Origin of the sequence: Bradyrhizobium erythrophlei, assembly GCF_900129425.1 — a bacterium.
Taxonomy (GTDB): domain Bacteria; phylum Pseudomonadota; class Alphaproteobacteria; order Rhizobiales; family Xanthobacteraceae; genus Bradyrhizobium; species Bradyrhizobium erythrophlei_C.
Genome location: NZ_LT670817.1, coordinates 3,076,803 through 3,095,572 on the forward strand (window position 1 = coordinate 3,076,803; position 18,770 = coordinate 3,095,572).

Annotated in this window: 45 protein-coding genes and 1 tRNA gene; 39 read left to right on the top strand and 7 right to left on the bottom strand. The window is 63.5% G+C overall.

The features are described from left to right. Positions 1-2: 2 nt before the first annotated feature. The 5 genes from B5527_RS14435 to B5527_RS14455 form a co-directional block, all read right to left on the bottom strand. Entirely contained in the window at positions 3-308 is a 306-nt protein-coding gene (locus tag B5527_RS14435) for a hypothetical protein (RefSeq protein ID WP_079601957.1), read from the bottom strand. Positions 309-379: 71 nt separating this feature from the next. Beyond that, positions 380-595: a hypothetical protein gene (locus B5527_RS14440; RefSeq protein WP_079601959.1), complete on the bottom strand. Its 216-nt coding sequence runs from the start codon at positions 593-595 to the stop codon at positions 380-382. Between the two features lie 163 nt (positions 596-758). After that, positions 759-1,124 carry a hypothetical protein gene (locus B5527_RS14445; RefSeq protein WP_079601961.1) on the bottom strand — a complete coding sequence of 122 codons (366 nt, stop codon included), beginning with the start codon at positions 1,122-1,124 and terminating at the stop codon, positions 759-761. 75 nt (positions 1,125-1,199) lie between these two features. After that, the gene (locus B5527_RS14450; RefSeq protein WP_079601962.1) at positions 1,200-1,484 is read right to left on the bottom strand and encodes a hypothetical protein; all 285 of its coding nucleotides are present in this window, start codon (positions 1,482-1,484) and stop codon (positions 1,200-1,202) included. Between the two features lie 48 nt (positions 1,485-1,532). Then, the gene (locus B5527_RS14455; protein ID WP_079601964.1) at positions 1,533-1,736 is read right to left on the bottom strand and encodes a hypothetical protein; all 204 of its coding nucleotides are present in this window, start codon (positions 1,734-1,736) and stop codon (positions 1,533-1,535) included. A gap of 1,316 nt (positions 1,737-3,052) precedes the next feature. Between B5527_RS14455 and B5527_RS14460 the strand changes: the two genes are divergently transcribed. The 16 genes from B5527_RS14460 (at position 3,053) to B5527_RS14525 (ending at position 8,873) form a co-directional block, all read left to right on the top strand. Further along, complete coding sequence (locus tag B5527_RS14460; RefSeq protein ID WP_079601965.1) at positions 3,053-3,658, top strand: hypothetical protein; 606 nt, start codon at positions 3,053-3,055, stop codon at positions 3,656-3,658. Between the two features lie 479 nt (positions 3,659-4,137). Next, entirely contained in the window at positions 4,138-4,539 is a 402-nt protein-coding gene (locus tag B5527_RS14465) for a hypothetical protein (RefSeq protein WP_079601967.1), read from the top strand. Beyond that, positions 4,539-4,862 carry a hypothetical protein gene (locus B5527_RS14470; RefSeq protein ID WP_079601969.1) on the top strand — a complete coding sequence of 108 codons (324 nt, stop codon included), beginning with the start codon at positions 4,539-4,541 and terminating at the stop codon, positions 4,860-4,862. Before B5527_RS14465 ends, B5527_RS14470 begins: the two co-directional genes overlap by 1 nt. A 2-nt stretch (positions 4,863-4,864) precedes the next feature. Continuing rightward, the gene (locus tag B5527_RS14475) at positions 4,865-5,107 is read left to right on the top strand and encodes a hypothetical protein (RefSeq protein WP_079601971.1); all 243 of its coding nucleotides are present in this window, start codon (positions 4,865-4,867) and stop codon (positions 5,105-5,107) included. After that, entirely contained in the window at positions 5,104-5,568 is a 465-nt protein-coding gene (locus B5527_RS14480; protein WP_154072240.1) for a helix-turn-helix domain-containing protein, read from the top strand. Before B5527_RS14475 ends, B5527_RS14480 begins: the two co-directional genes overlap by 4 nt. 7 nt (positions 5,569-5,575) lie before the next feature. Continuing rightward, the gene (locus B5527_RS14485) at positions 5,576-5,773 is read left to right on the top strand and encodes a hypothetical protein (RefSeq protein ID WP_079601975.1); all 198 of its coding nucleotides are present in this window, start codon (positions 5,576-5,578) and stop codon (positions 5,771-5,773) included. A gap of 32 nt (positions 5,774-5,805) precedes the next feature. After that, entirely contained in the window at positions 5,806-6,477 is a 672-nt protein-coding gene (locus B5527_RS14490; RefSeq protein WP_079601976.1) for a hypothetical protein, read from the top strand. A 162-nt stretch (positions 6,478-6,639) separates the two neighbouring features. Beyond that, positions 6,640-6,954 (top strand): hypothetical protein, encoded by a 315-nt coding sequence (locus tag B5527_RS14495; protein ID WP_079601977.1) that lies wholly within the window; start codon positions 6,640-6,642, stop codon positions 6,952-6,954. After that, a complete protein-coding gene (locus B5527_RS43875) occupies positions 6,951-7,103 on the top strand; it encodes a hypothetical protein (RefSeq protein ID WP_154072241.1) in 153 nt (50 codons plus the stop codon). Before B5527_RS14495 ends, B5527_RS43875 begins: the two co-directional genes overlap by 4 nt. Next, positions 7,103-7,342, top strand: a complete 240-nt coding sequence (locus tag B5527_RS14500; RefSeq protein ID WP_079601979.1) for a hypothetical protein — start codon at positions 7,103-7,105, stop codon at positions 7,340-7,342. The genes B5527_RS43875 and B5527_RS14500 overlap by 1 nt, the downstream gene beginning before the upstream one ends. 109 nt (positions 7,343-7,451) lie before the next feature. Then, positions 7,452-7,694 carry a hypothetical protein gene (locus tag B5527_RS14505; RefSeq protein WP_079601980.1) on the top strand — a complete coding sequence of 81 codons (243 nt, stop codon included), beginning with the start codon at positions 7,452-7,454 and terminating at the stop codon, positions 7,692-7,694. Next, positions 7,691-7,954, top strand: coding sequence for a hypothetical protein (locus B5527_RS14510; protein WP_079601981.1), 264 nt, complete (start codon positions 7,691-7,693; stop codon positions 7,952-7,954). Before B5527_RS14505 ends, B5527_RS14510 begins: the two co-directional genes overlap by 4 nt. Further along, positions 7,951-8,130, top strand: a complete 180-nt coding sequence (locus tag B5527_RS14515) for a hypothetical protein (protein WP_079601982.1) — start codon at positions 7,951-7,953, stop codon at positions 8,128-8,130. Before B5527_RS14510 ends, B5527_RS14515 begins: the two co-directional genes overlap by 4 nt. Beyond that, on the top strand, positions 8,127-8,330 hold the full coding sequence (locus B5527_RS14520) for a hypothetical protein (protein WP_154072242.1): 204 nt from the start codon (positions 8,127-8,129) through the stop codon (positions 8,328-8,330). The genes B5527_RS14515 and B5527_RS14520 overlap by 4 nt, the downstream gene beginning before the upstream one ends. A gap of 72 nt (positions 8,331-8,402) precedes the next feature. Continuing rightward, positions 8,403-8,726, top strand: coding sequence for a zinc finger domain-containing protein (locus B5527_RS47600; RefSeq protein ID WP_425305098.1), 324 nt, complete (start codon positions 8,403-8,405; stop codon positions 8,724-8,726). A gap of 72 nt (positions 8,727-8,798) precedes the next feature. Further along, positions 8,799-8,873, top strand: a tRNA-Thr gene (locus tag B5527_RS14525). Positions 8,874-8,974: 101 nt separating this feature from the next. On the opposite strand, the gene B5527_RS43880 is transcribed toward B5527_RS14525, so the two are convergent. Then, positions 8,975-9,151 carry a hypothetical protein gene (locus B5527_RS43880; protein WP_154072243.1) on the bottom strand — a complete coding sequence of 59 codons (177 nt, stop codon included), beginning with the start codon at positions 9,149-9,151 and terminating at the stop codon, positions 8,975-8,977. Further along, positions 9,144-9,287: a hypothetical protein gene (locus B5527_RS43885; protein ID WP_154072244.1), complete on the bottom strand. Its 144-nt coding sequence runs from the start codon at positions 9,285-9,287 to the stop codon at positions 9,144-9,146. Before B5527_RS43885 ends, B5527_RS43880 begins: the two co-directional genes overlap by 8 nt. Before the next feature lie 357 nt (positions 9,288-9,644). Between B5527_RS43885 and B5527_RS14530 the strand changes: the two genes are divergently transcribed. From B5527_RS14530 to B5527_RS14625, 23 genes are all read left to right on the top strand, one after another. Continuing rightward, entirely contained in the window at positions 9,645-9,845 is a 201-nt protein-coding gene (locus B5527_RS14530) for a hypothetical protein (RefSeq protein ID WP_079601984.1), read from the top strand. A gap of 36 nt (positions 9,846-9,881) precedes the next feature. Further along, positions 9,882-10,097 carry a hypothetical protein gene (locus tag B5527_RS14535; protein ID WP_079601985.1) on the top strand — a complete coding sequence of 72 codons (216 nt, stop codon included), beginning with the start codon at positions 9,882-9,884 and terminating at the stop codon, positions 10,095-10,097. A 111-nt stretch (positions 10,098-10,208) separates the two neighbouring features. Continuing rightward, the gene (locus B5527_RS14540; protein WP_079601987.1) at positions 10,209-10,460 is read left to right on the top strand and encodes a hypothetical protein; all 252 of its coding nucleotides are present in this window, start codon (positions 10,209-10,211) and stop codon (positions 10,458-10,460) included. A gap of 2 nt (positions 10,461-10,462) precedes the next feature. Continuing rightward, the gene (locus tag B5527_RS14545; RefSeq protein ID WP_079601988.1) at positions 10,463-10,645 is read left to right on the top strand and encodes a hypothetical protein; all 183 of its coding nucleotides are present in this window, start codon (positions 10,463-10,465) and stop codon (positions 10,643-10,645) included. Continuing rightward, positions 10,642-11,019, top strand: coding sequence for a hypothetical protein (locus tag B5527_RS14550; protein WP_079601989.1), 378 nt, complete (start codon positions 10,642-10,644; stop codon positions 11,017-11,019). The genes B5527_RS14545 and B5527_RS14550 overlap by 4 nt, the downstream gene beginning before the upstream one ends. After that, positions 11,016-11,141, top strand: coding sequence for a hypothetical protein (locus B5527_RS47100; protein ID WP_276329332.1), 126 nt, complete (start codon positions 11,016-11,018; stop codon positions 11,139-11,141). Before B5527_RS14550 ends, B5527_RS47100 begins: the two co-directional genes overlap by 4 nt. A 20-nt stretch (positions 11,142-11,161) precedes the next feature. Continuing rightward, a complete protein-coding gene (locus tag B5527_RS14555; protein WP_079601990.1) occupies positions 11,162-11,671 on the top strand; it encodes a hypothetical protein in 510 nt (169 codons plus the stop codon). Continuing rightward, positions 11,665-11,997, top strand: a complete 333-nt coding sequence (locus B5527_RS14560) for a hypothetical protein (protein WP_079601992.1) — start codon at positions 11,665-11,667, stop codon at positions 11,995-11,997. The genes B5527_RS14555 and B5527_RS14560 overlap by 7 nt, the downstream gene beginning before the upstream one ends. Beyond that, a complete protein-coding gene (locus tag B5527_RS14565) occupies positions 11,994-12,224 on the top strand; it encodes a hypothetical protein (protein ID WP_079601993.1) in 231 nt (76 codons plus the stop codon). The genes B5527_RS14560 and B5527_RS14565 overlap by 4 nt, the downstream gene beginning before the upstream one ends. After that, the gene (locus tag B5527_RS43890) at positions 12,221-12,373 is read left to right on the top strand and encodes a hypothetical protein (protein WP_154072245.1); all 153 of its coding nucleotides are present in this window, start codon (positions 12,221-12,223) and stop codon (positions 12,371-12,373) included. Before B5527_RS14565 ends, B5527_RS43890 begins: the two co-directional genes overlap by 4 nt. Next, positions 12,373-12,651: a hypothetical protein gene (locus B5527_RS14570; RefSeq protein WP_079601994.1), complete on the top strand. Its 279-nt coding sequence runs from the start codon at positions 12,373-12,375 to the stop codon at positions 12,649-12,651. The genes B5527_RS43890 and B5527_RS14570 overlap by 1 nt, the downstream gene beginning before the upstream one ends. Positions 12,652-12,660: 9 nt before the next feature. Beyond that, positions 12,661-13,389, top strand: a complete 729-nt coding sequence (locus B5527_RS14575; protein WP_079601996.1) for a hypothetical protein — start codon at positions 12,661-12,663, stop codon at positions 13,387-13,389. Then, entirely contained in the window at positions 13,386-13,859 is a 474-nt protein-coding gene (locus tag B5527_RS14580; protein ID WP_154072246.1) for a hypothetical protein, read from the top strand. The genes B5527_RS14575 and B5527_RS14580 overlap by 4 nt, the downstream gene beginning before the upstream one ends. Beyond that, complete coding sequence (locus tag B5527_RS43895; protein WP_154072247.1) at positions 13,856-14,005, top strand: helix-turn-helix domain-containing protein; 150 nt, start codon at positions 13,856-13,858, stop codon at positions 14,003-14,005. Before B5527_RS14580 ends, B5527_RS43895 begins: the two co-directional genes overlap by 4 nt. A 7-nt stretch (positions 14,006-14,012) precedes the next feature. Beyond that, complete coding sequence (locus tag B5527_RS14585) at positions 14,013-14,225, top strand: hypothetical protein (RefSeq protein WP_079601998.1); 213 nt, start codon at positions 14,013-14,015, stop codon at positions 14,223-14,225. Next, a complete protein-coding gene (locus tag B5527_RS14590; RefSeq protein WP_079601999.1) occupies positions 14,225-14,413 on the top strand; it encodes a hypothetical protein in 189 nt (62 codons plus the stop codon). Before B5527_RS14585 ends, B5527_RS14590 begins: the two co-directional genes overlap by 1 nt. A 120-nt stretch (positions 14,414-14,533) precedes the next feature. Beyond that, positions 14,534-14,929, top strand: a complete 396-nt coding sequence (locus tag B5527_RS14595) for a hypothetical protein (protein ID WP_079602001.1) — start codon at positions 14,534-14,536, stop codon at positions 14,927-14,929. Positions 14,930-14,959: 30 nt separating this feature from the next. After that, positions 14,960-15,439: a hypothetical protein gene (locus B5527_RS14600; RefSeq protein WP_079602002.1), complete on the top strand. Its 480-nt coding sequence runs from the start codon at positions 14,960-14,962 to the stop codon at positions 15,437-15,439. 17 nt (positions 15,440-15,456) lie between these two features. Beyond that, on the top strand, positions 15,457-15,984 hold the full coding sequence (locus B5527_RS14605; RefSeq protein ID WP_079602004.1) for a hypothetical protein: 528 nt from the start codon (positions 15,457-15,459) through the stop codon (positions 15,982-15,984). A gap of 46 nt (positions 15,985-16,030) precedes the next feature. Then, positions 16,031-16,210 (top strand): hypothetical protein, encoded by a 180-nt coding sequence (locus B5527_RS14610; protein ID WP_079602005.1) that lies wholly within the window; start codon positions 16,031-16,033, stop codon positions 16,208-16,210. A gap of 73 nt (positions 16,211-16,283) precedes the next feature. Beyond that, the gene (locus B5527_RS14615) at positions 16,284-16,766 is read left to right on the top strand and encodes a hypothetical protein (protein WP_079602006.1); all 483 of its coding nucleotides are present in this window, start codon (positions 16,284-16,286) and stop codon (positions 16,764-16,766) included. Continuing rightward, positions 16,753-18,408: a phage terminase large subunit gene (locus B5527_RS14620; protein WP_079602007.1), complete on the top strand. Its 1,656-nt coding sequence runs from the start codon at positions 16,753-16,755 to the stop codon at positions 18,406-18,408. Before B5527_RS14615 ends, B5527_RS14620 begins: the two co-directional genes overlap by 14 nt. A gap of 30 nt (positions 18,409-18,438) precedes the next feature. Continuing rightward, positions 18,439-18,750, top strand: coding sequence for a spike base protein, RCAP_Rcc01079 family (locus B5527_RS14625; protein WP_079602008.1), 312 nt, complete (start codon positions 18,439-18,441; stop codon positions 18,748-18,750). Positions 18,751-18,770: the final 20 nt, after the last annotated feature.

Sequence of the window (18,770 nt, forward strand, 5' to 3'; positions counted from 1 at the left end):
GATCAGACGTATTCGATGGCGACGACGACGCCGGTGGTCATGAAGATTTCGGCGGCGTGGGCGCAGGCGATCTCCATGTCGGGGACGACCTCGCCGGCGACGACCAGCTTGATCGCCTTGCGCTCGGCCATGTCGATGCCGGTGCCGATCGCGTCGAGCAGGTTGGTCGCGTAGTAGGCGCTGGTCTCGGTCTTGGCGCCCTTGAAGTTGACGATGTACTCGCCGTCGACCGACTTGATGGTCATGCCGTGCTTGGCCAGGATCGCGCGGGCTTGGTGGATCGTGTAGTTGGTTCTGGTTCCAGCCATGGTGGTCTCCTTGGGTGATGCGGAAGTGCATCGTGGGACGGCGACATGCGCCGTCCGTCGATGAACTCGGATCAGTCGATGGTCTTGAAGCCGTGGCGGGCGGCCGCCGTCACGTCGCCGGTCTTGGCCATGCCGGACAGGTGCAGGCCGAACACCGCAGTGAAGCGGCCGTCGCGATTGCAGACGACCAGCGGCATCATCTGGTCGAGGCCCGTGGTCGCGAGTGCCTTCATCAGGTTCGCTTCGGTGGCGTAGCTCTTGGCGTTGTCGATATCGAGTATGCTCATGGCGGTCACTCTCACTTGCCGTTGCGGTAGCGCTGGAGTTCGAGCTTGCGGATCAGGGCGATGATTTGCTTGCGTGACATGGTGTGGTCTCCTTGATGGTTGGTGGTGGAATGAAAAGGCCCCGCTGCGAACGGGGCCTGTCGGGGATGGGATGGGGATTGGATCAGCCGCGGCCGCGACCGCACTTCATCTTGCGCTTGCCGCCCTTGGCCTTGCCCTTTGTCGAGCGATAGCCCTTGCCGCTGTCCATCTCGCTCGCCCAGATCGCGTCATCGACCCGCACATGCTGCCTTTCGATGGCGTCAAACACGCGATAGCAGGCGTCAGAGAACTCGAGGTCCAGGTCGCGCAGCCTATCGAGTGCGGCGTCCCGGGCGTCGATATCCTTGTAAGTCTCGCAGGGCATCGCCTTGATGGCGCGGGCGGCGGCGAGGGAAGCGACCTCGCCGGCCTTCGTGGCTGCGCGGAAGGCGGCGTTCATCTTGGTTTCGGCTTTCTTGGCGGTGGCAATGATGGTCTGGACGTTCATGGGTGGTCTCCTTGAGTTGCAGGCATGAAAAAGGCCCGCTGCGAATGGGGCCGGTGATGGTCGGTGGTGGTGGGGTCAGCGGCGCAGGCTGGCGGGTCCGCCTTTGCCCTTGGGCGCCTCGCGCCAAACGTCGGGGTACTTGGCCATGATCGCTTTCTTGTTCTGGTAGAAGCCCTCGCAGGCGACGCGAAAGAACTCGACGCCGTCGCGGCAGAAGATCACGAAGGCGGTGTCGGGGATGGACCGGAACGATCCGGCGGTGCGGTAGCAGGCGTCCTCGCCAGCCATCGGGATGCTGTCCTTCGAGGTGACGAGTCTGCCGCGGTTCCAGATTTGGCAGATGGCAGTGAACTTGCTCATGGTGGTCTCCTTGTGTGAGGTAGGGTGGAAGATCAGGGTGATGGTGGATCAGCAGAGCGCGGAAGCAACGCAGTGCGCGTTTTCCCAGACGTTGCGGCAATCGGCGAGGCGGAGTTGATCCGCGATCACCTTGCGGATGTGCGTCTTGCTGTGCGTCTTGGGGCAGCACTTTTTGTAGAAGTTGTTTTTGAGCAGCGCCTGTTCGACGTTATCGATGCGGCGCTTGCTGATGGCGGTGGTCTTGGTAGCCATGGTGGTCTCCTTGGTTTGGGTTGCTTAGATCGGAGCGTCGCTATGCGGCGCTCCGAGCTAAGCCCGCGCCCATGCTGCGACATGGGCGGGGTTAGCTGGCCGCGCGGCTTAATGGAGCCGCGCGATCTCAGTGCATCTCTCTTCCTGTTCGGTACTGCGGCCCGGTATTCGGCAATCCTGCGCGGCTACTACGGTCACGATGGACATTCGCCGGCGGCGTCTATGGCGCGCTCTTGGATGTTAGCCTATTGGCGCGGCCCGCCTTGCTAGAGCGGCGCGTCAAAACCTTATCGGCATTCGCGAGGGGAAAAGAGGCAAACAACATAGCCCTTGAACCATTTGCTTTGACGCCGCGCGATTGCGCGGGGCGGAAGAGTTGGCGGGATATGCCTTGGGTTATGAGAGGATAGGAGCGCGGGAGATACTGGAGTCGCATTGTTGACTAAGCGATGAGTCGCTATGCAGCTAATGGGACCGTCGGCAGGGTTCCTTACCGGGCTTTCGCTTAGCCCCTCCGACAACAAAATTGGACAGCGCGCGCAATGCGCTGTTGCGACCACTTTTCGGCCGCGTCCTTTATCCTTTCTACTTGTCAAACAGCCCGCCCCTGCAAGCGGCCCCCGCTACTACGGCCCAATGGGCATTGGCGGGAACCTTGGGGCTTTGGGGCCGGAGGCTTGCGCGCCCCCGGTCCCGGCCCCCGGGGAGGCGGGTAAACCCGCCCCCGACGGGGAGACATATATATGCACCTAACCGGTGCAAAGGAAAAGCGCTATTTTTGCCCCGCTAACCCGTTGAAATATAACGATTTTTGCCCCGGAAAAAGGGGCCGAAACGGCCCAAACGGCCCAAATGCCCCCGAATCTGCCCTGCCGGGGGCGGGTTAGAAGCCCCTAGGGGGCGAGTTGACCGGGGCAGGGGGAAAGGCCCGCCCAAAGGCCTAGCCCGCGCGGGGAGCGGCCCTAGCCCGCCCCATGGGGCAAGCGAATGCGGGGGCAGGGGAAAGAGCAGGGGCAGGGAACGGCGCAAAGCCGGAACCATGCCCGGGATAGAACCGGGCATAACCGGGCAGGATGTCGCCGTGATCCGGCGGGACATCGCGGACCGGCGATTCTCTCTGACGCCAGCAATCGCAATAACCCGTTCTTTATCAGCCGCTTAACATGATTCCCGTAGGCTGTCCCACGGAGGCGGAATGTCCCAAATGTCCCAAATGTCCCGCCAATGTCCCATGCGGGATGTCCCATCGTGGAGCCCGATCTGTGGCTTTCGGGACTCACCTCTGGAACCGAAAATCAGGTAGGAGACGATCTCGCATGACGACCAACCCAGACACCCCACGCGGCCCATCCGTCCGCCTGACCGAGGACATCCTCCAGAACGGGGGACTGACCTGCATCTGGCTCGACCGCATCGCCGGCCAGGATCAGCACACGCGGCTCGCGCTGCGCTCCACCGCCGTCGGCCGACGCTCCAAGGGCGAGAGGATCTGGTTCCGCAGCGGGCGCGAGGCCGAGAAGGTCAAGACGGCGATCCTGTCCCGGTGCTTCGAGGCGGTGCGCAACAGGGACAGCCTCTACATCAAACGCCCGCTGGATCAGGTGCTTGAGCTGGTGGGCAAGACCGCTTTCTCGCTCGGGATCACGCCGATCAGCGACGCCGACCTGGCTGTCACCTTTGACAGCATCAACCGCAGGATCGACGCCGCGATCGCCCGCATGCAGCGGGACGGCAGCATGAAGCGGATCAACCGCGAATACGCCGAACTGCGCAAATCGGGCGGGACATCGGGCGGGACAAGGGACGGGACAAACGGGACATCCGGGACATTACCCCTACCTCCGTACAGCGAATGGCTTGTCGGACGGCTCGGAAACGAGATTTCCAGTTGCACTGATTTGGTGCATCTCACGCGATTGTGATCGTTGCAAGTAATCCAATGATACCAGCGGTTACTTCAGCTTTTCCGACAATGCACCAATCTCTCGCCAAAAATAACGCTTGAAAAACTCATCGAAAACATGGCCTACACACGCGCAGACGCGGCCACCACTGTGTCGAGAGCTAGGGCGATAGCCCGAAGCGACTCTCTCAGACCTTCAGGGGTGGTGTGGTCTACTCCTTAAAAGATACTCATAGCCCCGCCCCCGACGGGTTGATGTAGCGCGCCTCAAGCGCGCGCACACGCAGACCACTTCCCCATTGAGAGGCAAGACCCGGTTGGTCTCGCGTCCGTCTGCCTCTCATACGCACGGAGCCGGGCCGGTTGGCCCTCCAGTTGACGGCTCGGCTCCAGTGCGCTGCCCCGACGCCCGAAACGGCAAATCGGGGTCAAAACCATTAGCGACTTTGTCGCTGCCCCCAGAAGCCTAACCCCACATCGTTGATCGGACCCCACCCGATGACATCGAAGACACCCGTCGGCGATCAGCCGTTTTCGTTCACTGTCGATCCGCAGCCCGTCGACTACGGCACCATCGGCAACATCCGGTTCTCGCCTTCGCATGTCGGCGCCGCCTTCGAGGTGCCGCATGTTGCGATCGCCGAAAGGCTGCACGCCGCCGGCATCATCCCGCCGACGACGGACGAGATCGTTGCTGCTGCCGTCGCTGACAACGCTCGCCGTGACAAGCAGCCCGCCTCCGACGAGGCGCTGCGCGATCACTTCGCGGGGCAGGCGCTGCCGACCACCCTCGGATGGGCGATCAAGATGGGCGGTCACACTCCAGCCGTGGCGGCTGATCTCGCCTACGACGTCGCCGACGCCATGATGGCCGAGCGCGCCCGCAGGAGCGCGCGGTGATGCCGAAGCATCCGTCCGAAACCAAAACCGACTGGTTGAAGCGGCTGGCGCGGGTCGCGTTCGATCAATGCCAGACGCCGCCCTACTTCGACGGCATGTTCGCGATCTCGACCGGCGTCATCAAGGTCGATCGCAAGATGTACCCGACGCAGGTCTACCTGCGGATCAAGACCGGCAACGATGAGAACCGGGTGTCGACCCAGATCGACATGACCTGGAAGGAAGTCGAGAGGCTTCACGACCAGCTTGGCGCAGCCCTCAAGCAGCGCGCGGCGCTCAAGAAAAAACTCGAGCCCTATCGCGACGGGTACGTGGCGCCGTGACCATGCACATCCAGTTCGAGGGTCTGGCCGACTACCCGTTCTACGCGGTCGCCGTCTGCCCGAACGAGAACGATAACTGGTTCTGCGCCGGACAGTCCCGTGCGGCAGCACTTGCCGCATTCGAGGTCGGCCTCAAGCAGTTTCCCAAGCCGGCCTATCGCGTCGTGGCCAGGTTCGACCCCGAGCGGCTGAAGAAGGATCTCGCGCTCTTCGCGATGCCGAGCCCGTCAGGGTGCGCGCATTGAGCGCCAGCGAGCTGGAGCAACTGCGCGATCGCGTCGCGATGCTTGAGGACATCCTCGGCGTCGGCCAGTCGATGGTGGCGCGGCTTCGCGCTGCATTCGACATGCAGCCGGCCGAGGGCCGCGTGCTCGGCATGCTGCTGAACCGGCAGCTGATCACCAAGGACGCGATCTACAACATGCTCTACGGGCACAAGCCCGAGTGCGACCAGCCGGTCTGGAAGTCGATCGACGTGGTGATCCACAAGGTGCGCAAGAAGCTGCGCGCCCACGACATCGAGTTCGTCTGCATCATCGGCGAGGGCTACACGATGAAGCCCGAGCACAAGCTCAAGGTCCGCGAGCATCTCGGTCTGTATGAGGGCGAGGGCGATCAGCCCAAGCAGCCGGCACCCTTCGAGAACACAGACTTCCCGACCATTGCGCTCGCAAGGCCGCCGCGGGTCACCAAGGTCTACCGGTGACGGTCTGATGCCATACGAGAATCCTCCCCCTGCCGATCTTGCCCTGCAACTGGACGAGATCGACCGCCTCATCGACGACCTTCGCTTCAAGCAGTTCGAGACGCTGCTCAAGCTCGCCGAGAACCAGATCAAAAGGGGTGTCGATCCCCTTGAGGCGATCGGTCGCGTTCGCAAGACGCTCAGAACGCTCAGCAACTTCAGCTGAGCGCAGGTCTACCCAGAGAACCAGAGGCTTCCATGAGCTATTACGAGCACCAGCCGTCGGAAGATCTGCCCCAGCCCGACGACACGACGCACGACGTCACCTGGCTGCGACGTGTGGCGGTGGTATTCCTGATCGCGGTGCTGGCCTGCATCGCCCTTGCCGTCTTCGTCACGCACAAGACCATTCCCAACCGGCCGCAGGTAGCGGTCGTGGCGACACCGTCGCCTGAAATCAACACCGCAGAGAGCGAAGGGAAGGCGGCTACCTCGATCGAGGACAACGCGGCGCCTTCCCACTCTGTGCTCGACGAAGACTGGCACCCGTACCTCAAGGGTACGCTGGACGCTCCCGCGCCAGAGGCGCCCGTCGCCGACGAGGCGCCAGCGCCCGTCGCCAACGAAGTCACCGCGCCGGAGTTTCAACAGTCGGGACCGGAAACGACCCCGGCTGTTGAAACCGCACCCGTCGCGGACGCTGCTCTGCCTCGCGCAACCGCTGCCGACGAGGCGCAACACGCGCACGATCATCCGGCGCACCGGCGGCGCCATCACTACCATCGCCCCCACCACCACTACCATCATCAGCCTCAGCCTCAGCCTCGGCGCCACGTCTCGGCCTGCCCGGACTACGCGATCGACTACTACGATCCGTTCGCGGCGCTGTTCCATGGCATCGAGTGTCTCATCGAAGAGATGATCCAATAGGGCTTGGGAGCGTCGCGCGTCTCCGACGGCCTCAAAGCCTTGGAGTGTTCCGTCGGGCCTTCCGAGGCCTAGCGGGAGCCCTCGCCGGGTGCCGTGGGGGCCACCTGGAGCGAAAACAGCGGCACTAATTCGATATCGTCCACCACCTGAAAGCATCCCCACATGCTTCCCAAATCTGCACCGCAGCGGCAGGTCTACTACACCCGCAAGCAGTTGCGCTGGTTCAAGCGCGGTCAGAAGACGCAAGCCTACTACGCTGGCGCTCACGCTGATCCCGGCAAGCTCGAAGGCCCCGAGGCCGACAAGGCTCTCGCGGCGCGCGACAAGCGCGCTCGCAAGAACGCCAAGCGCGCCGACGACGCCATGCATGCTGCCATCTGCGAGCGTCAGGCGCGCGAGGCTCTGGACGGCGGCCTTCCGCGCGGCCTGTGGAGCGCCGGCGTCTACAGCCACGTCTTCGGCGGGCCGGTCGCATGAACGGCCAGCCCACACTGGTCCGCGTCGAGCAGCATCAGCTTGCGTCGAGGAACATCGACGGCGCGCTGATGTATCCCGGCACGTGGAAGTTCACCTGGGTCAAGGCGCCCCACATGCCGTGGGTGCTGGTTCGGATGGAGCAGGCGTGATGGACATCGCCAAGCGCATCCGCGCCGTGAACTATTACACCGAGGTTGATGGTTACCGTCGGCCCGACGGCTTCATCATCGAGGTCCTCAACGACAACTGCGAGTGGGTCGGCCTGCCGGTCGTCGACAGGATGCGTGAGCCCGGGGCGTTCTACGACGTCAAGCGCTTCGCTCGGCCGGCGCCGAAGAAGGCCAAGGCGCGCAAGCCCAAGGCATCCAAGAAGGCTCGCCGCCGATGAACTTTTACCACTTCCTCCTCGCCGCGTTTGCGATCTACGCGATGTTTAGCGCGGCTGACGCGCTGCATCGCATCGCCGCTGCTGTCGAGACTATCGCGGGCGAGGACGAATGAGCGTCCGAACCATCCCCGCCCAGCACCTGATCGTTTGCGATCGGTGCGGTGGCGAGGCCACGATCTCGGATATTAGGCTCGTCCCGGACGAGTGGATCACGATCGAAAAGACACGCAACGGCGGCACGCTTAACTACTACGCTCTGTGCCCGGGTTGCGTGCCGGCCTTCAATGATCTCTTCAAGAAGCCGTCGGCGACGGGGCGTCGCACGCTGGCTTCGACGGAGATCGAGCGGTGACCCGCGACTTCAAGCTCGGCGACCGCGTCCGCGACGGCGGCCTGCAAGGCGTCATCACCGAGATCAGGTTCGATGCGCCCCCGTCCGGCGTTCGACACTACGCGGTGATCGACACCGGCGATGGCGTGCGCCACTGGCGCTATCTCGGCGAGATCGAACTCGCCACCGACGCGGCGCCCGTCTCCTACGAGCTTCAGGGCTCCGGGTATGATCCCGGCGCCTGCGGCTATGAGCTGCAAGGTCGGAAGTCAGCGCCATGACCAGCAAGCAGATCGTCAACCTGCGCGTCGGCCAGATGGTCCGCACCAAGCACATGCCGGACCGCTTCTGGAAGATCACCAAGGTCTACGTCCCCACCGGGGGCGGGCGCGTGCTCGAACTCGAAGGCGCGCTCTGGATCGGGCCCAGCCAGGTCGAAGAGGTTCTGCCCTCATGATGAGTGCCGCATTGATGCACGACGCTCTCAAGTCTGCCGACATGATCGACGAGCGCGATCTCCCGAAGCATCGGCCGACGCCCGAGATGATTGCCGACGCGCACCGTCGCAACGCTGCTCCGCGGCCCATCGTCTCGTGGCTGATGGGTGATCCGGCGCCGGGACAGAGCGCGCTCGACAAGCGCAACAGCGCCGTGTGATTTTTTTCGGCGACGGGCTTGCGGCAGGACTCGCGCCTTGCTATCTCGCCTCTCGATGATCGGCGCCTTGATGTGCCGCACATTCCGACTAAACGAGGGGCGCTTCTGTCGGGGGCGTCCCTCGATTTGTTTCTGGCGGAAGCACTCAAAAGAGTCGTAAGTCTGCGGCTATGGCCCGCAGCGCCAGTTCGCCGAGATAGGCTGGATGAGATGACCAACCCGATCGCCAAAGTCGTGCACTGCCCGACATGCGGCGCGCCTCCCGGGCGCGCCTGCCAGCAGCTCAGACCTGATCGGATCAGGGTCGTGCCGACGCACTCCGCTCGCCGGAAGCTGCTCGAGCAACCAGTCAGGGTTCGTACCGCAAGCCGCAAGGCCCCACGCTCCCTCGCGTAGCCGTCGAAGTACAAGGCGGGTAGTCGCGGATCAAAGCGGGTTGGTGACGGCGGGAAAGAACGCACCCAATTCGCTGGAATAGCTCAGCGGTAGAGCAGCAGTTTTGTAAACTGACGGTCGGTGGTTCAATCCCATCTTCCAGCACCAACCAAAGCGCGGTGCCAGCCGTTCGTCACCTGAAGACATAGGGGTGGCTGGCTAAGTGGGGCCATGTGTCAACGGCCGCGCCCATTTCATTTCGCCGTGAGTTAATCCTCGGAGGTGAACATCCAGAGGCGGACTCGCGGACTTTGTCCCGTCGCCCACTTCCACGCCCAGATCGAGATGTAGACGGGCAGGCATATCACCCAAAGGACGACGGCAAACATCCACACCAGCACGTTCTTGACGCCGATGTCAGGCGGCGCCTTAAACTCATCACTCATAGTTGAAGCGGTTCTTTCGGAAGATCACTTTCGCCTTGAACCGGATGAAGGCGCAGAACGGCAGTAAGGCGTCCCAGAGCAGGTAGAGCGCCGGGCAAAGCAATAGCCAAGCGGTCTTGATCGCGAGCTTTTTCATGGGCTGCGCGTACCTCGCGGCGGCTACGTCCGCAATTCAACTGTTCTTCACAATCTCCGGAAAACCAATAACTCGCTCGTCGGGCCCGTGCCCGATCGGGACGCCGGAAAGAGCGAGTAACTTTCTTCACCCAGGGGTGTCCGCCCGTCACTGCCGTCGCAACGGTACGGTCACCGGCCCCCGCTCATAGCAAGCTGTGCTAACCGGAGGGCGACGTGTCCGGTCGGCAGATGTCGGTGCAAGGCACGTCCCGACGGAAGGCAGGGAAACCGGCGACCAAATCAGCCCGCTGTAAGGCGATGGGGCGAAACATCGTCGGAGGTCCGCAAGCCTCCAAGCCAATTCATCGAGGGCGGCATGAAGAAGATCGCAGTTATCGCGCTGCTGGCGTGCTCGCTGGGCGGATGCGCGTCCGTCCCTCTCGCCACGGGTCTCGCGGTCGCCGGCGTCGCCATCTCGGCCGGGAGCCTCGCGGTTGCCACCGGCACCTTGAGCATGAACGCAGTCCACAACTGCAAGGCTGACGGCGGCTGCAAGGACGTCAAGCTGCCCAAGTAATCCCCACCACCCCGAACCCCCACTTCGGAGCCCACCATGACTGTAAGCGTTACGATCGACGTGCCCGAGCACGTCGAGCGCGTCGTCGTCCAGACCCAGAGCCTCACTCCGGACGGCTGGAAGAACGACAATCCCGTCGCGTACGGGCCCGGCAAGCACTTCGTGCACATCTGGGACACCAAGCGGATCTCCTGCGTCGCGGAGCCTTCACCCGGCGAGGAATTGCCGCCCGGCACCTTCGTCGTCGGGTAGCGCAGCAATGAAGACCATCCTGATGTTCGTCATCGTGGCGCTGCTCTGGATCGGCCTTGGCCATCTGGTCGAGCAGAACGACCACATCATCACGCTGCTGGAGCAGCACCGGTGAGCGCGCTGCTACCGTCGGTCTACGAGAACGACGATGTCCGCAGCCACGAAGATCTGTGTACGATCAATCGCGAGCGCGAGGCCAACGGCCAGCGCCCGATCTCGCCCCCGATGAGCTTCAGGCGCGGCTATAGCCGGCTGAGGTCTCTCTCGTTCAATCAAGAGCACGGCTACGGCGGCTGGACGTTCGGCCGCAACGCCAAGCTCAAGCCGAAGCGCGTCGAGCGCAAGCCGAAGCGGCGGGCATGACCATGAGCACCCCTGAAGATCCTCACTTCCGCGTCGGCGAGATCGTCGTTGCAGAGGGCAGGCCGTTCAAGATGACGGTCGAGAGTGCCGAGGCCGCTGGCCGCGTTGGCTGCACCTGGTCCGAACTCGGCGCGGTGTTCCACGCCGTGTTCTTTGCCGGCGAACTCCGCAAGGTGAACGCATGAAGCTGATGCTCTGCGAGGACTGCGGCGACATCGTCGCCCCGTCGCGGACGGACTTCAAGGTCCGCTGGTGCGACTGTGGCCGTCACGCCGTCTGGTGGGAGAACGGCCTCGCGGGCAAGCTCGTGATGCACGACAAGGTGTCGGGCGTCCTCGACCGCCCCGACAGCATCTATGACGGCTTCCCCAAGACCGGCCCGAAGGCGTGGGTGCTCGGCATCCACAACGGCGCGCTGACCGAGAAGCTCGATCCGGGCGTGGTGCAGCGGATGCTGGCCAACTCCATAGGCTTCATTTTCCACGATGTCGGCTCGCTGATCGCGCGGTTCCGTCCGCTCGCCACCAACGACACGCGCTGGAGCTCGAAGCTGCCGTGACCTTCTTCCTGCTCGCGTGGCGCGCCTCCATCATCGTCACCGTCACGCTCATGCTGGCGCCGCTGGAAGGCGTCTTCGACGGCATCGAGACCGAGCTTGAGCGCCGAGGCGTCGAGCTTTAATCCCCACGAAGATCCCCCACATGATCTGGAAGCATATCGAAATCGGCGGCAAGCGTGCCGCCTTCTGTGATAGCGGCAAGGGCCGCCTCTACGTCTGCGAACGCCCCGGCGCGGTCGCGGCATGGGTACGCGGCGCCTTTGTTGGGCACTTCGCCAGCGTCGACGACGCCAAGGCGGAAGCCGCCCGTCGCGCCGCCGGTCATCCGCCGGCGCCGCCGAAGCCAAGGCCTGAGTTCAAGCGCGTCGTTCGCGCCGAACCCGTCGTTGAACCACTTCGGGTGCCTGACGTATTCAAGGACATCACGCCGCCTCCGATCAAGGAGGCTGCCGCGCCGCTGGGACCTCCGGTGTTTCGCCCGGCGAATGCCTTCCCGATTTCCAGCCTGTGCAAATGCGGCGCGAAGCTCGGTCGCTCCGGCAAATGCCCCGCGCTCTGCGAGCCTGTCACGGGCGAGCCTCCGGTCTATGACGGCCCGCGCTTTGTCGGCAAGACCCACACTGCGCGCCTCGGAGCGCCGGTCACATGGTAGCCGTGACGGTCGCCGGGCCGAGGAAGCCTACGAACGACGAGATCAGGGCCGCCAAGCAGCTTCTGGAAGCCAACGGCTACGTCGTGGTCGAGCGCGACCGCGTCGTGGAGGCGACGGTGGATTACAGGATCGAGCTGCGCGATCTGGACGTGATCCCGTCGCCGGATCTCTTGATGGAGAGGGTCAGGCATGGCTTGGCGCTTCACCTCGGTGAGGAGATCGCCAAGCGCGGCGCCGCCCTCGTCACCGACGAGATCAACCATCTCTGCACGCATCGCCGTGTCGAATACCGGGTGACGGTGATCATGCCGGAGCGCAAGCCGTGACGACCTACGTCCACGTCAACCGCAACGTGATCGCCTCCAACGCCAAGCATGGCACCGACAATCCCGCTGTCCGCCTCCAGCGTGGGCGTTACGGCAAGCCGACGTATGCAAACGAGGTCGAGATCGATGGCCCCTCACGGGTCGTCTATTCGCCGCACAAGGCCATCCTGCCGTGCGGCGCGCGGCTCGTGATCGAGACTGACGCGCCGGTGAGGGTAGTACGATGAGATCGCTTATCGCTGGCCTGTTCGAGGGCTACGGCATAGGCGCCGCGGTCTCCTTCGCCGAGCATGGCTACCACTGGGCTGCATATGCGGTCGGCATGGCCGTGGTGACGTTCGCCTATTACGACGGCCGCCACGGATGGAGTGAGTGATGCTCAAGACCTATTACGCTGCCACGCTCTATCCCGCCGGTCAGTTCGTGGCCGGAATGTCCGCTGCGGACGCCGAGGCGCTTTGCGCTGCGATCAGCAGCGGTCGCGATCCGTCCAAGAGCGCGGTCTGCTTCTACAACGCAGCCTCGATCTACGTCATTCAGTCAGGGCAGGCGCCGGTCCAGGTGCCCGTCAACAACTGGATCGTCGCGATGCCGGACGGAACGATTTCCGTCCATGCCGACGCCGACTTCAAGGCGTCGTTCGTCGCTCAATGACGTGATCCCGTGGCCGGTCTCGACTCGATCAAGCACCTGCGCGGCGACGACCTGATCGCCGAGTACAAGGAACGCTACGGCGACAAGACTCTGATCGCGTTCTCGCGCGGCAAGGACTCCATCGCGGCAGCGCTGGCGCTCCGCGATAAGATCGAGATGATCCCGTTCCACTACGACGACGTGCCGGGACTGGAACTCATCGACGAGAGCATCGCCTACTACGAGAAAAACCTGTTCGGCCGGCGCATCCTGCGCATGCCGAACCCGGCGTTCTACAAACACTTGCGCGAGGGCATGTTCCAGCCCATCCGCCGCTCACAGACCCTCGCTGCCTCATCGATCCCGCACCTCAACCACGCCGACGTGGTTCAAATGGTCAAGGATCAGGAAGGCATCGAGGGCGACATCCTGTCCGCCACGGGCGTCCGCGCCCTCGACAACGCGATCCGCTTCCTGTCGATCCGCAAGCACGGACCGATCCGTTCCGGCGCCGGCAACTGGGCGCCGATCTGGGACTGGTCCAAGCAGCGGCTGATGGACGAGATCGAGAAGAGCGGCATCTCGCTGCCGCCCGATTACACGTTCCTGCCGCGCTCGCTCGACGGCTTCTCCTACCTGTACCTGATCCCGCTCAGGAAGCACTACCCGCGCGACTACGAGCGGATCTTGGAGTGGTTCCCGATCGCCGAGGCCGAGCTGCTTCGCTACGAAATCAATCAGAGGTTCTACCCCACGTGAGACCCTTTACCGTCTACATGGCCGGTCCCATCACGGGGCTGACCTATGATGGCGCCGAGAACTGGCGCGCTATCGCCAAGACCGCGCTTTTCAGGTCCGGCATCCAAGGTATCTCACCGCTGCGGGGCCAGGAATATCTCCGCGACATCGGCAAGATATCGGGGACAGGCGAGGGCTACCAGCACCTCAACGTACTCTCGACGCCGCGCGGCATCACCAGCCAGAACCGTTTCGACGCCACGCGCTGCGACCTCCTGCTGGTCAACCTGCTGGGAGCAACCAGCGTCTCCATCGGCACCGTCATGGAGATCACATGGGCCGACGTGAAGCGCATACCGATCGTTGTGGCGATGGAGCCGAAAGGCAATCCGCACGAGCACATGCTGATCAACGAAGTGATCAGCTATCGCGTGCCCACGCTTGAAGACGCGATCCGCGTCGTGACCGTCGTCGCCGACGGCATCCGATGACGTTCATCGACCTCGTACAGCGGGACGCCAAGATCCTGCTGCTGCGTCGCCGCGGATGGTCCCTCCAGGAGATCGCCGACGAGATGGGCCTTACCCGGCTCGACGTCTACCGCATTCTCGACCGTGCCAAGCACCCCAACGACTGAGACCCCCATGATCAAAGTCATCGCCGTCCTTTGCAGCCTCGCTTCACCGCAGGACTGCCACGACGAGGTCGTCACGACCTCCAACTTCGCCCAAATCTCGATGACGGCGTGCCTGATGGGCGCGCCGCAGCTCGCCGACTGGGTGAAAGAGCATCCCGCCGAGCGCCTCGCCGGATGGCGCTGCGAGTTCGGCGAGCGCGCCAAGAAGGCGGGCATCTGATGATGTTCTTCTGCTCGCTGATGGCGCTTGTCGTGTCGATCCTGATGCTGTGCCTGCTGTGCGACGACCTCGCCACCCGCAAGGCCAACCCGTCGCGCTCGGACTATGTCGTCGACGCCTTCATGCTGGTCGGCTTCCTCTGCACGATCGTCCTCGCCTTCCACGGCATCATCGCCGCGCTCCGCTGATCGAGTTTTTGGAGAGAGTGGGCGCTACCCAATTCAGTTGTGAGATGCCCGCAAGGGCTAACTGGGCAAGCGGCTCTCTCCAAATCTAACCCCACCCCCAACATCGGGAGCCCCACGCCCATGCTGACCGCCCAAGAAGCCGCTGAACTCTCTCGCCAACTCGTCGACGGCGAGGTCCTGCTCCAGACCAAGATGTGGGGCGAGACCAACGATCGCGCCGACATCTCGCAGGGTCAGCTGATGGGTGCGGCACTCGCCCAGATCTACGCGGTCGGCATCACCGAGTTCAGCGACACCCGCGAGTCGGCATTCGATCAGGCCGAGATGGAGTTCTTCCCCGCGGACTGGGGTGGCTTCCGCGACTACGGCTCGGACATCGCCAACCTGGTCGTGGCGGCTGCCTATCTGCGCAACGAGATCAAGCGCCGGCTCATGAACGGCGAGAGCAGCCACCGCGCTCCTCGTCGCGCTGACCAGGTCTTCGACGGCTCCTGCGTGCCGAACCCCATCGCCTGATCGTCCACCCCCACACCAAGGCATCCCCCAATGCACCACGTCCACATCTCGACCTTCGCGCTGTTCCTGATCGTGCTGTTCGTCCTCGGCTTCATGTCGATCCTGTTCGCCTTCATCGTCTCGATGCGGAGGGCAAAGGTCGATGCGGCGCGCTTTCGCGCGGCGCGCTTTTCCGATGACTATGCGTCGAGGACGACGTATCGGCAGAGCGAGCGCGGTCCAGCAGTTTCGTCCGGCGGCTATACCGCCGCTCCGGGCGTCTACGCATCTCCCATGGTGGCTCCCGTTATGATGCAGGGCGCCTCCGGCTCTGACCTGCTCACCGGCGTCCTGCTCGGCGAGGCGCTCGCCGGCGGTCACCGCGACACCGTGATTGTCGAGAACGGCGGCGGCTATGGTGGCGGCTACGACGCGCCGGCCTATGATCCCGGCCCGTCATTCGACAGCGGCATCAGCTTTGACAGCGGCCCCGTCTGCGACACCGGCGGCGGCATCGACCTCAGCTGGTAAAAGCGGGCTTAGCCCTCATGGCCCTGAAGAAGATCACGATCGGGATCAAAAAGACCGAGGGCGGCGGCCTCAAGAAAATCGACATGGCCTCGATCGCCAAGCGGCGCGAAGCCGCCAAGGCCCTCGACTTCGTCGGCGACGGGGAAGACGCTCTCGCAGACATGCCGGAGGACCTCAAGCCGGAAGAGGAAGAGGCCGAGCGTCTGAAGCGCCTCGATACGGCGCTCAACGGCGAGAAGCCCGTCACGGACGGGTCGACGATCAAGGCCGACCTCAAGCGCCAGAACGAGGCCCACAAGAATCAGGGCGCCAACGACTACTATTTCGTCGTTGTGTTCGCCGACGGCGACGCTGCCACCGAGATGCTGAAGAAGACAGGCTATCCGAACCCGGATGCCGAGTTCGTCGACGGCTACATTCTCGCCCAGTGCCTCGGCCACGAACTGCCCAGACCAAAATTCAAGTTACAGAAGATTCGTCCACCGCAAAGAACACTCGAGCGGCTGGTAACGGCGTTCCCCAAGAAGAAGGGGAACGAGGCGTAGCGTCGGCGCCTTCCCCGACGCATTTTAACCGGAAGGAGTAGCCATCATGGCTAAGAAGGCAAAGAAGGCGAAAAAGGTCGCCAAGAAAACTCGCAAGACCGCCGCGAAAACCCGCAAGGCCGCGAAGAAGGCCAACAGTCGGAACAACAAGAAAGCCGCGAAGAGCCGGAGCAAGAGCAAGAGCCGGTCGAACAAGGGCGGCTCCGACAACAGCCCGAAGAAGTAACGGCTGCCATAGGCCGTTAAAGAAAGGGGCCTCCCCGACGGGACGGCCCCTTTCTTTTTGAGATCCCCCCACCATGCCATACAAAGCACTCGCGAGCGACGGTAAGGACGGCCGCAAGCGCAAAGGCAAGCGCACGACCAAGAACTCCTCGACCGCCCCGCGCAAGCTCGTCATCACCGCCCGGTTCAGGGAGAAGGCCGCAGAGGCCGTCCAGTACCGGCTGCTCGGATACAAGTTCCAGCAGATCGCCGACGAGATGAAGATCGACATCGCGTACGCCCACCGCCTCGTCAAATGGGCCAAGGACCGCGAGCCGGTCGAAGGCGCTGCCGAGCTGAAAGCGCTCATGAGCGACCGTCTCGAAATGATGCTGACCGGCACGCTCGGTAATGCATTCGAGGGCGACAGCGAGGCGCAGGAGCAGTCGCGCCGGACCATGGAAATTCAGGCCAAGCTCCACGGCCTCTACGCGGCGCAGAAGCTGGAGCATTCAGGCGAGGTCGCCGGAGGCGGCACGTCCGTGATCGTCATCTCCTCGGACGATGCCAAGCTCTAAGGGCGTCCGCAAAGTCCAGATCGGGGACAACGGCGGCCCCCCAATCAATAGCTGGGGAGAGAAGGGCGCTACGCCCGCTCAACTCAAGGCGACCAAACTGCTGGGCGGCCCGCAGCGCCACACCTGCCTCGTCGGCGGCGCGCGATCGGGCAAGACCACGACGCTGGTCCGCACCATCATGCTGCGTGCGATCCGCTTCCCGGGGTCGCGCCATGTGATCCTGCGCTTCCGCGCAGTCCACGCCGACGCTTCCGTCGCCCTCGATACGATCCCGAAGGTGATGAAGATGTGCTTCCCCTCGCAGGGGTATAAGCACGTCAAGTCGCCTCACAACCTGATCCGCTTGCCGAACGGATCGGAAGTCTGGATCGGCGGCCTCGATGACGCCGCCCGCGTCGACAAGATCCTCGGCAACGAATACGCCACCATCTTTCTCAACGAGTGCAGCCAGATCAGCTGGTACTCGGCCAAGCTCGTCCGCTCCCGTCTCGCCCAGGTGATCGACGGTTGCACGCAGCGGATGCTCTACGACATCAACCCGGTCGGCAAGTCGCATTGGACCAACCAGCTGTTCGGGCTGAAGGTCGACCCCGACAACGGCCGCACGCCGCTCGGCGATCCCGAAAACTACGAGCGGATGTTCATCAATCCGATCGACAACGCCCAGAACCTCGACGCCGGCTACGTCAAGGAACTCGAGAACTCGACCGGCAACTACAACAAGCGCTTCTTCAAGGGCGAGTACATCGACGAGGTCAACAACGCGCTTTGGACCCTCGATCTGATCGAGGCTTGCCGCGTCAACCCCGGCGAGGAGCCCGAGTTCGTCCAGACCGTGATCGCAATCGACCCGTCGGGGGCGAGCGAAGCGGGCGATTCATCCGACATCGAGATGAAGCCGCTGAACGACGAGATCGGCATCATCGTCGCCTCGCTCGGCAAGGATCAGAAAGTCTACCTGCGCGCCGACCTGTCGTTGGTGGCCGGGCCCATCGGTCAGGGCATCGATCCCGAGACAGGGCAGAAGCGTCTTGGATGGGCCGAGGTGGCGGTCGCTGCCTACCACTATTACAAGGCCGATCACATCCTCGCCGAGATCAACTACGGCGGCGGCATGGTCGAGGCCGTGATCCGCGCCCAGGACGGCAACGTGCCGGTCAAGACCGTGCGCGCCTCCACCGGCAAGCACATCCGGGCCGAGCCTGTATCCACGTTGTATACGCGCGACGGCGTCCGCCACGTCGGCCAGTTCCCGCAGCTGGAGGATCAGCTTTGCGCGTTCACGTCGCTCGGATACGGCGGCGCCAAGTCGCCGGATCGCGCTGATGCGTGGGTCTGGGCAGTGACGGATATCGCGCTGCAGGACGGCGCCAACAACTGGATCGAATACTACAGAAGGCTCAACGAGAAGGCCGGCACGCTTCCAGAGCAACAGGCCGACGAGAAGAAGCCGGAGTTCGGCTACGCGATCACTCCGCCAGACGCCAACAAGAAACACCGCGTGCTCGTGCCAGAGGGCATCAGCACGCTCTTCCTGATCGACGGGACCAGCATGCTGGTTCCCGTTGACCGCATCGTCTCGGTCTCCGCGGAGGACGCCACCGCATTTGGAATGCGCGGTTGGGAGCGTCTGGCCGCCTGACCATCACACCATCCTTGAAGAGGGACGTTTATGCCCAAGACCGCTAAAGACCCTCTCTCCGGCACCACCGTCGAGCCGATCATGGCCGCCCGCAATGGCGCAGTCGTGACGCCAAGCGACACCGAGGATCTTTTGAACGTCACCGCCGGCCTGATCGTGACGATCGGTTCCGGCGGTACCGGCATTGCGGTGATCTTCGCCAATGGCAGCGACCAGCAGGCTGTCGATATTCCGCTCGCGGTCGGGACCTATCAGTTCAACATGCAGGTCCGCCGCGTCATGGCGACCGGCACCGTGCTCGGCACCGGTGGTGGCGTTGTCGCGCTTTGGAGCCAGGGGTAACGGCTCGTGGTCGATAACGT

What these genes read in the sequence shown, in the direction of transcription:
- B5527_RS14435 (WP_079601957.1), bottom strand. Translation starts at nt 308, where the DNA reads ATGGCTGGAACCAGAACCAACTACACGATCCACCAAGCCCGCGCGATC.
- B5527_RS14440 (WP_079601959.1), bottom strand. Translation starts at nt 595, where the DNA reads ATGAGCATACTCGATATCGACAACGCCAAGAGCTACGCCACCGAAGCG.
- B5527_RS14445 (WP_079601961.1), bottom strand. Translation starts at nt 1,124, where the DNA reads ATGAACGTCCAGACCATCATTGCCACCGCCAAGAAAGCCGAAACCAAG.
- B5527_RS14450 (WP_079601962.1), bottom strand. Translation starts at nt 1,484, where the DNA reads ATGAGCAAGTTCACTGCCATCTGCCAAATCTGGAACCGCGGCAGACTC.
- B5527_RS14455 (WP_079601964.1), bottom strand. Translation starts at nt 1,736, where the DNA reads ATGGCTACCAAGACCACCGCCATCAGCAAGCGCCGCATCGATAACGTC.
- B5527_RS14460 (WP_079601965.1), top strand. Translation starts at nt 3,053, where the DNA reads ATGACGACCAACCCAGACACCCCACGCGGCCCATCCGTCCGCCTGACC.
- B5527_RS14465 (WP_079601967.1), top strand. Translation starts at nt 4,138, where the DNA reads ATGACATCGAAGACACCCGTCGGCGATCAGCCGTTTTCGTTCACTGTC.
- B5527_RS14470 (WP_079601969.1), top strand. Translation starts at nt 4,539, where the DNA reads ATGCCGAAGCATCCGTCCGAAACCAAAACCGACTGGTTGAAGCGGCTG.
- B5527_RS14475 (WP_079601971.1), top strand. Translation starts at nt 4,865, where the DNA reads ATGCACATCCAGTTCGAGGGTCTGGCCGACTACCCGTTCTACGCGGTC.
- B5527_RS14485 (WP_079601975.1), top strand. Translation starts at nt 5,576, where the DNA reads ATGCCATACGAGAATCCTCCCCCTGCCGATCTTGCCCTGCAACTGGAC.
- B5527_RS14490 (WP_079601976.1), top strand. Translation starts at nt 5,806, where the DNA reads ATGAGCTATTACGAGCACCAGCCGTCGGAAGATCTGCCCCAGCCCGAC.
- B5527_RS14495 (WP_079601977.1), top strand. Translation starts at nt 6,640, where the DNA reads ATGCTTCCCAAATCTGCACCGCAGCGGCAGGTCTACTACACCCGCAAG.
- B5527_RS43875 (WP_154072241.1), top strand. Translation starts at nt 6,951, where the DNA reads ATGAACGGCCAGCCCACACTGGTCCGCGTCGAGCAGCATCAGCTTGCG.
- B5527_RS14500 (WP_079601979.1), top strand. Translation starts at nt 7,103, where the DNA reads ATGGACATCGCCAAGCGCATCCGCGCCGTGAACTATTACACCGAGGTT.
- B5527_RS14505 (WP_079601980.1), top strand. Translation starts at nt 7,452, where the DNA reads ATGAGCGTCCGAACCATCCCCGCCCAGCACCTGATCGTTTGCGATCGG.
- B5527_RS14515 (WP_079601982.1), top strand. Translation starts at nt 7,951, where the DNA reads ATGACCAGCAAGCAGATCGTCAACCTGCGCGTCGGCCAGATGGTCCGC.
- B5527_RS14520 (WP_154072242.1), top strand. Translation starts at nt 8,127, where the DNA reads ATGATGAGTGCCGCATTGATGCACGACGCTCTCAAGTCTGCCGACATG.
- B5527_RS43880 (WP_154072243.1), bottom strand. Translation starts at nt 9,151, where the DNA reads ATGAGTGATGAGTTTAAGGCGCCGCCTGACATCGGCGTCAAGAACGTG.
- B5527_RS43885 (WP_154072244.1), bottom strand. Translation starts at nt 9,287, where the DNA reads ATGAAAAAGCTCGCGATCAAGACCGCTTGGCTATTGCTTTGCCCGGCG.
- B5527_RS14530 (WP_079601984.1), top strand. Translation starts at nt 9,645, where the DNA reads ATGAAGAAGATCGCAGTTATCGCGCTGCTGGCGTGCTCGCTGGGCGGA.
- B5527_RS14535 (WP_079601985.1), top strand. Translation starts at nt 9,882, where the DNA reads ATGACTGTAAGCGTTACGATCGACGTGCCCGAGCACGTCGAGCGCGTC.
- B5527_RS14545 (WP_079601988.1), top strand. Translation starts at nt 10,463, where the DNA reads ATGAGCACCCCTGAAGATCCTCACTTCCGCGTCGGCGAGATCGTCGTT.
- B5527_RS14550 (WP_079601989.1), top strand. Translation starts at nt 10,642, where the DNA reads ATGAAGCTGATGCTCTGCGAGGACTGCGGCGACATCGTCGCCCCGTCG.
- B5527_RS14555 (WP_079601990.1), top strand. Translation starts at nt 11,162, where the DNA reads ATGATCTGGAAGCATATCGAAATCGGCGGCAAGCGTGCCGCCTTCTGT.
- B5527_RS14560 (WP_079601992.1), top strand. Translation starts at nt 11,665, where the DNA reads ATGGTAGCCGTGACGGTCGCCGGGCCGAGGAAGCCTACGAACGACGAG.
- B5527_RS43890 (WP_154072245.1), top strand. Translation starts at nt 12,221, where the DNA reads ATGAGATCGCTTATCGCTGGCCTGTTCGAGGGCTACGGCATAGGCGCC.
- B5527_RS14570 (WP_079601994.1), top strand. Translation starts at nt 12,373, where the DNA reads ATGCTCAAGACCTATTACGCTGCCACGCTCTATCCCGCCGGTCAGTTC.
- B5527_RS43895 (WP_154072247.1), top strand. Translation starts at nt 13,856, where the DNA reads ATGACGTTCATCGACCTCGTACAGCGGGACGCCAAGATCCTGCTGCTG.
- B5527_RS14585 (WP_079601998.1), top strand. Translation starts at nt 14,013, where the DNA reads ATGATCAAAGTCATCGCCGTCCTTTGCAGCCTCGCTTCACCGCAGGAC.
- B5527_RS14590 (WP_079601999.1), top strand. Translation starts at nt 14,225, where the DNA reads ATGATGTTCTTCTGCTCGCTGATGGCGCTTGTCGTGTCGATCCTGATG.
- B5527_RS14595 (WP_079602001.1), top strand. Translation starts at nt 14,534, where the DNA reads ATGCTGACCGCCCAAGAAGCCGCTGAACTCTCTCGCCAACTCGTCGAC.
- B5527_RS14600 (WP_079602002.1), top strand. Translation starts at nt 14,960, where the DNA reads ATGCACCACGTCCACATCTCGACCTTCGCGCTGTTCCTGATCGTGCTG.
- B5527_RS14605 (WP_079602004.1), top strand. Translation starts at nt 15,457, where the DNA reads ATGGCCCTGAAGAAGATCACGATCGGGATCAAAAAGACCGAGGGCGGC.
- B5527_RS14610 (WP_079602005.1), top strand. Translation starts at nt 16,031, where the DNA reads ATGGCTAAGAAGGCAAAGAAGGCGAAAAAGGTCGCCAAGAAAACTCGC.
- B5527_RS14615 (WP_079602006.1), top strand. Translation starts at nt 16,284, where the DNA reads ATGCCATACAAAGCACTCGCGAGCGACGGTAAGGACGGCCGCAAGCGC.
- B5527_RS14620 (WP_079602007.1), top strand. Translation starts at nt 16,753, where the DNA reads ATGCCAAGCTCTAAGGGCGTCCGCAAAGTCCAGATCGGGGACAACGGC.
- B5527_RS14625 (WP_079602008.1), top strand. Translation starts at nt 18,439, where the DNA reads ATGCCCAAGACCGCTAAAGACCCTCTCTCCGGCACCACCGTCGAGCCG.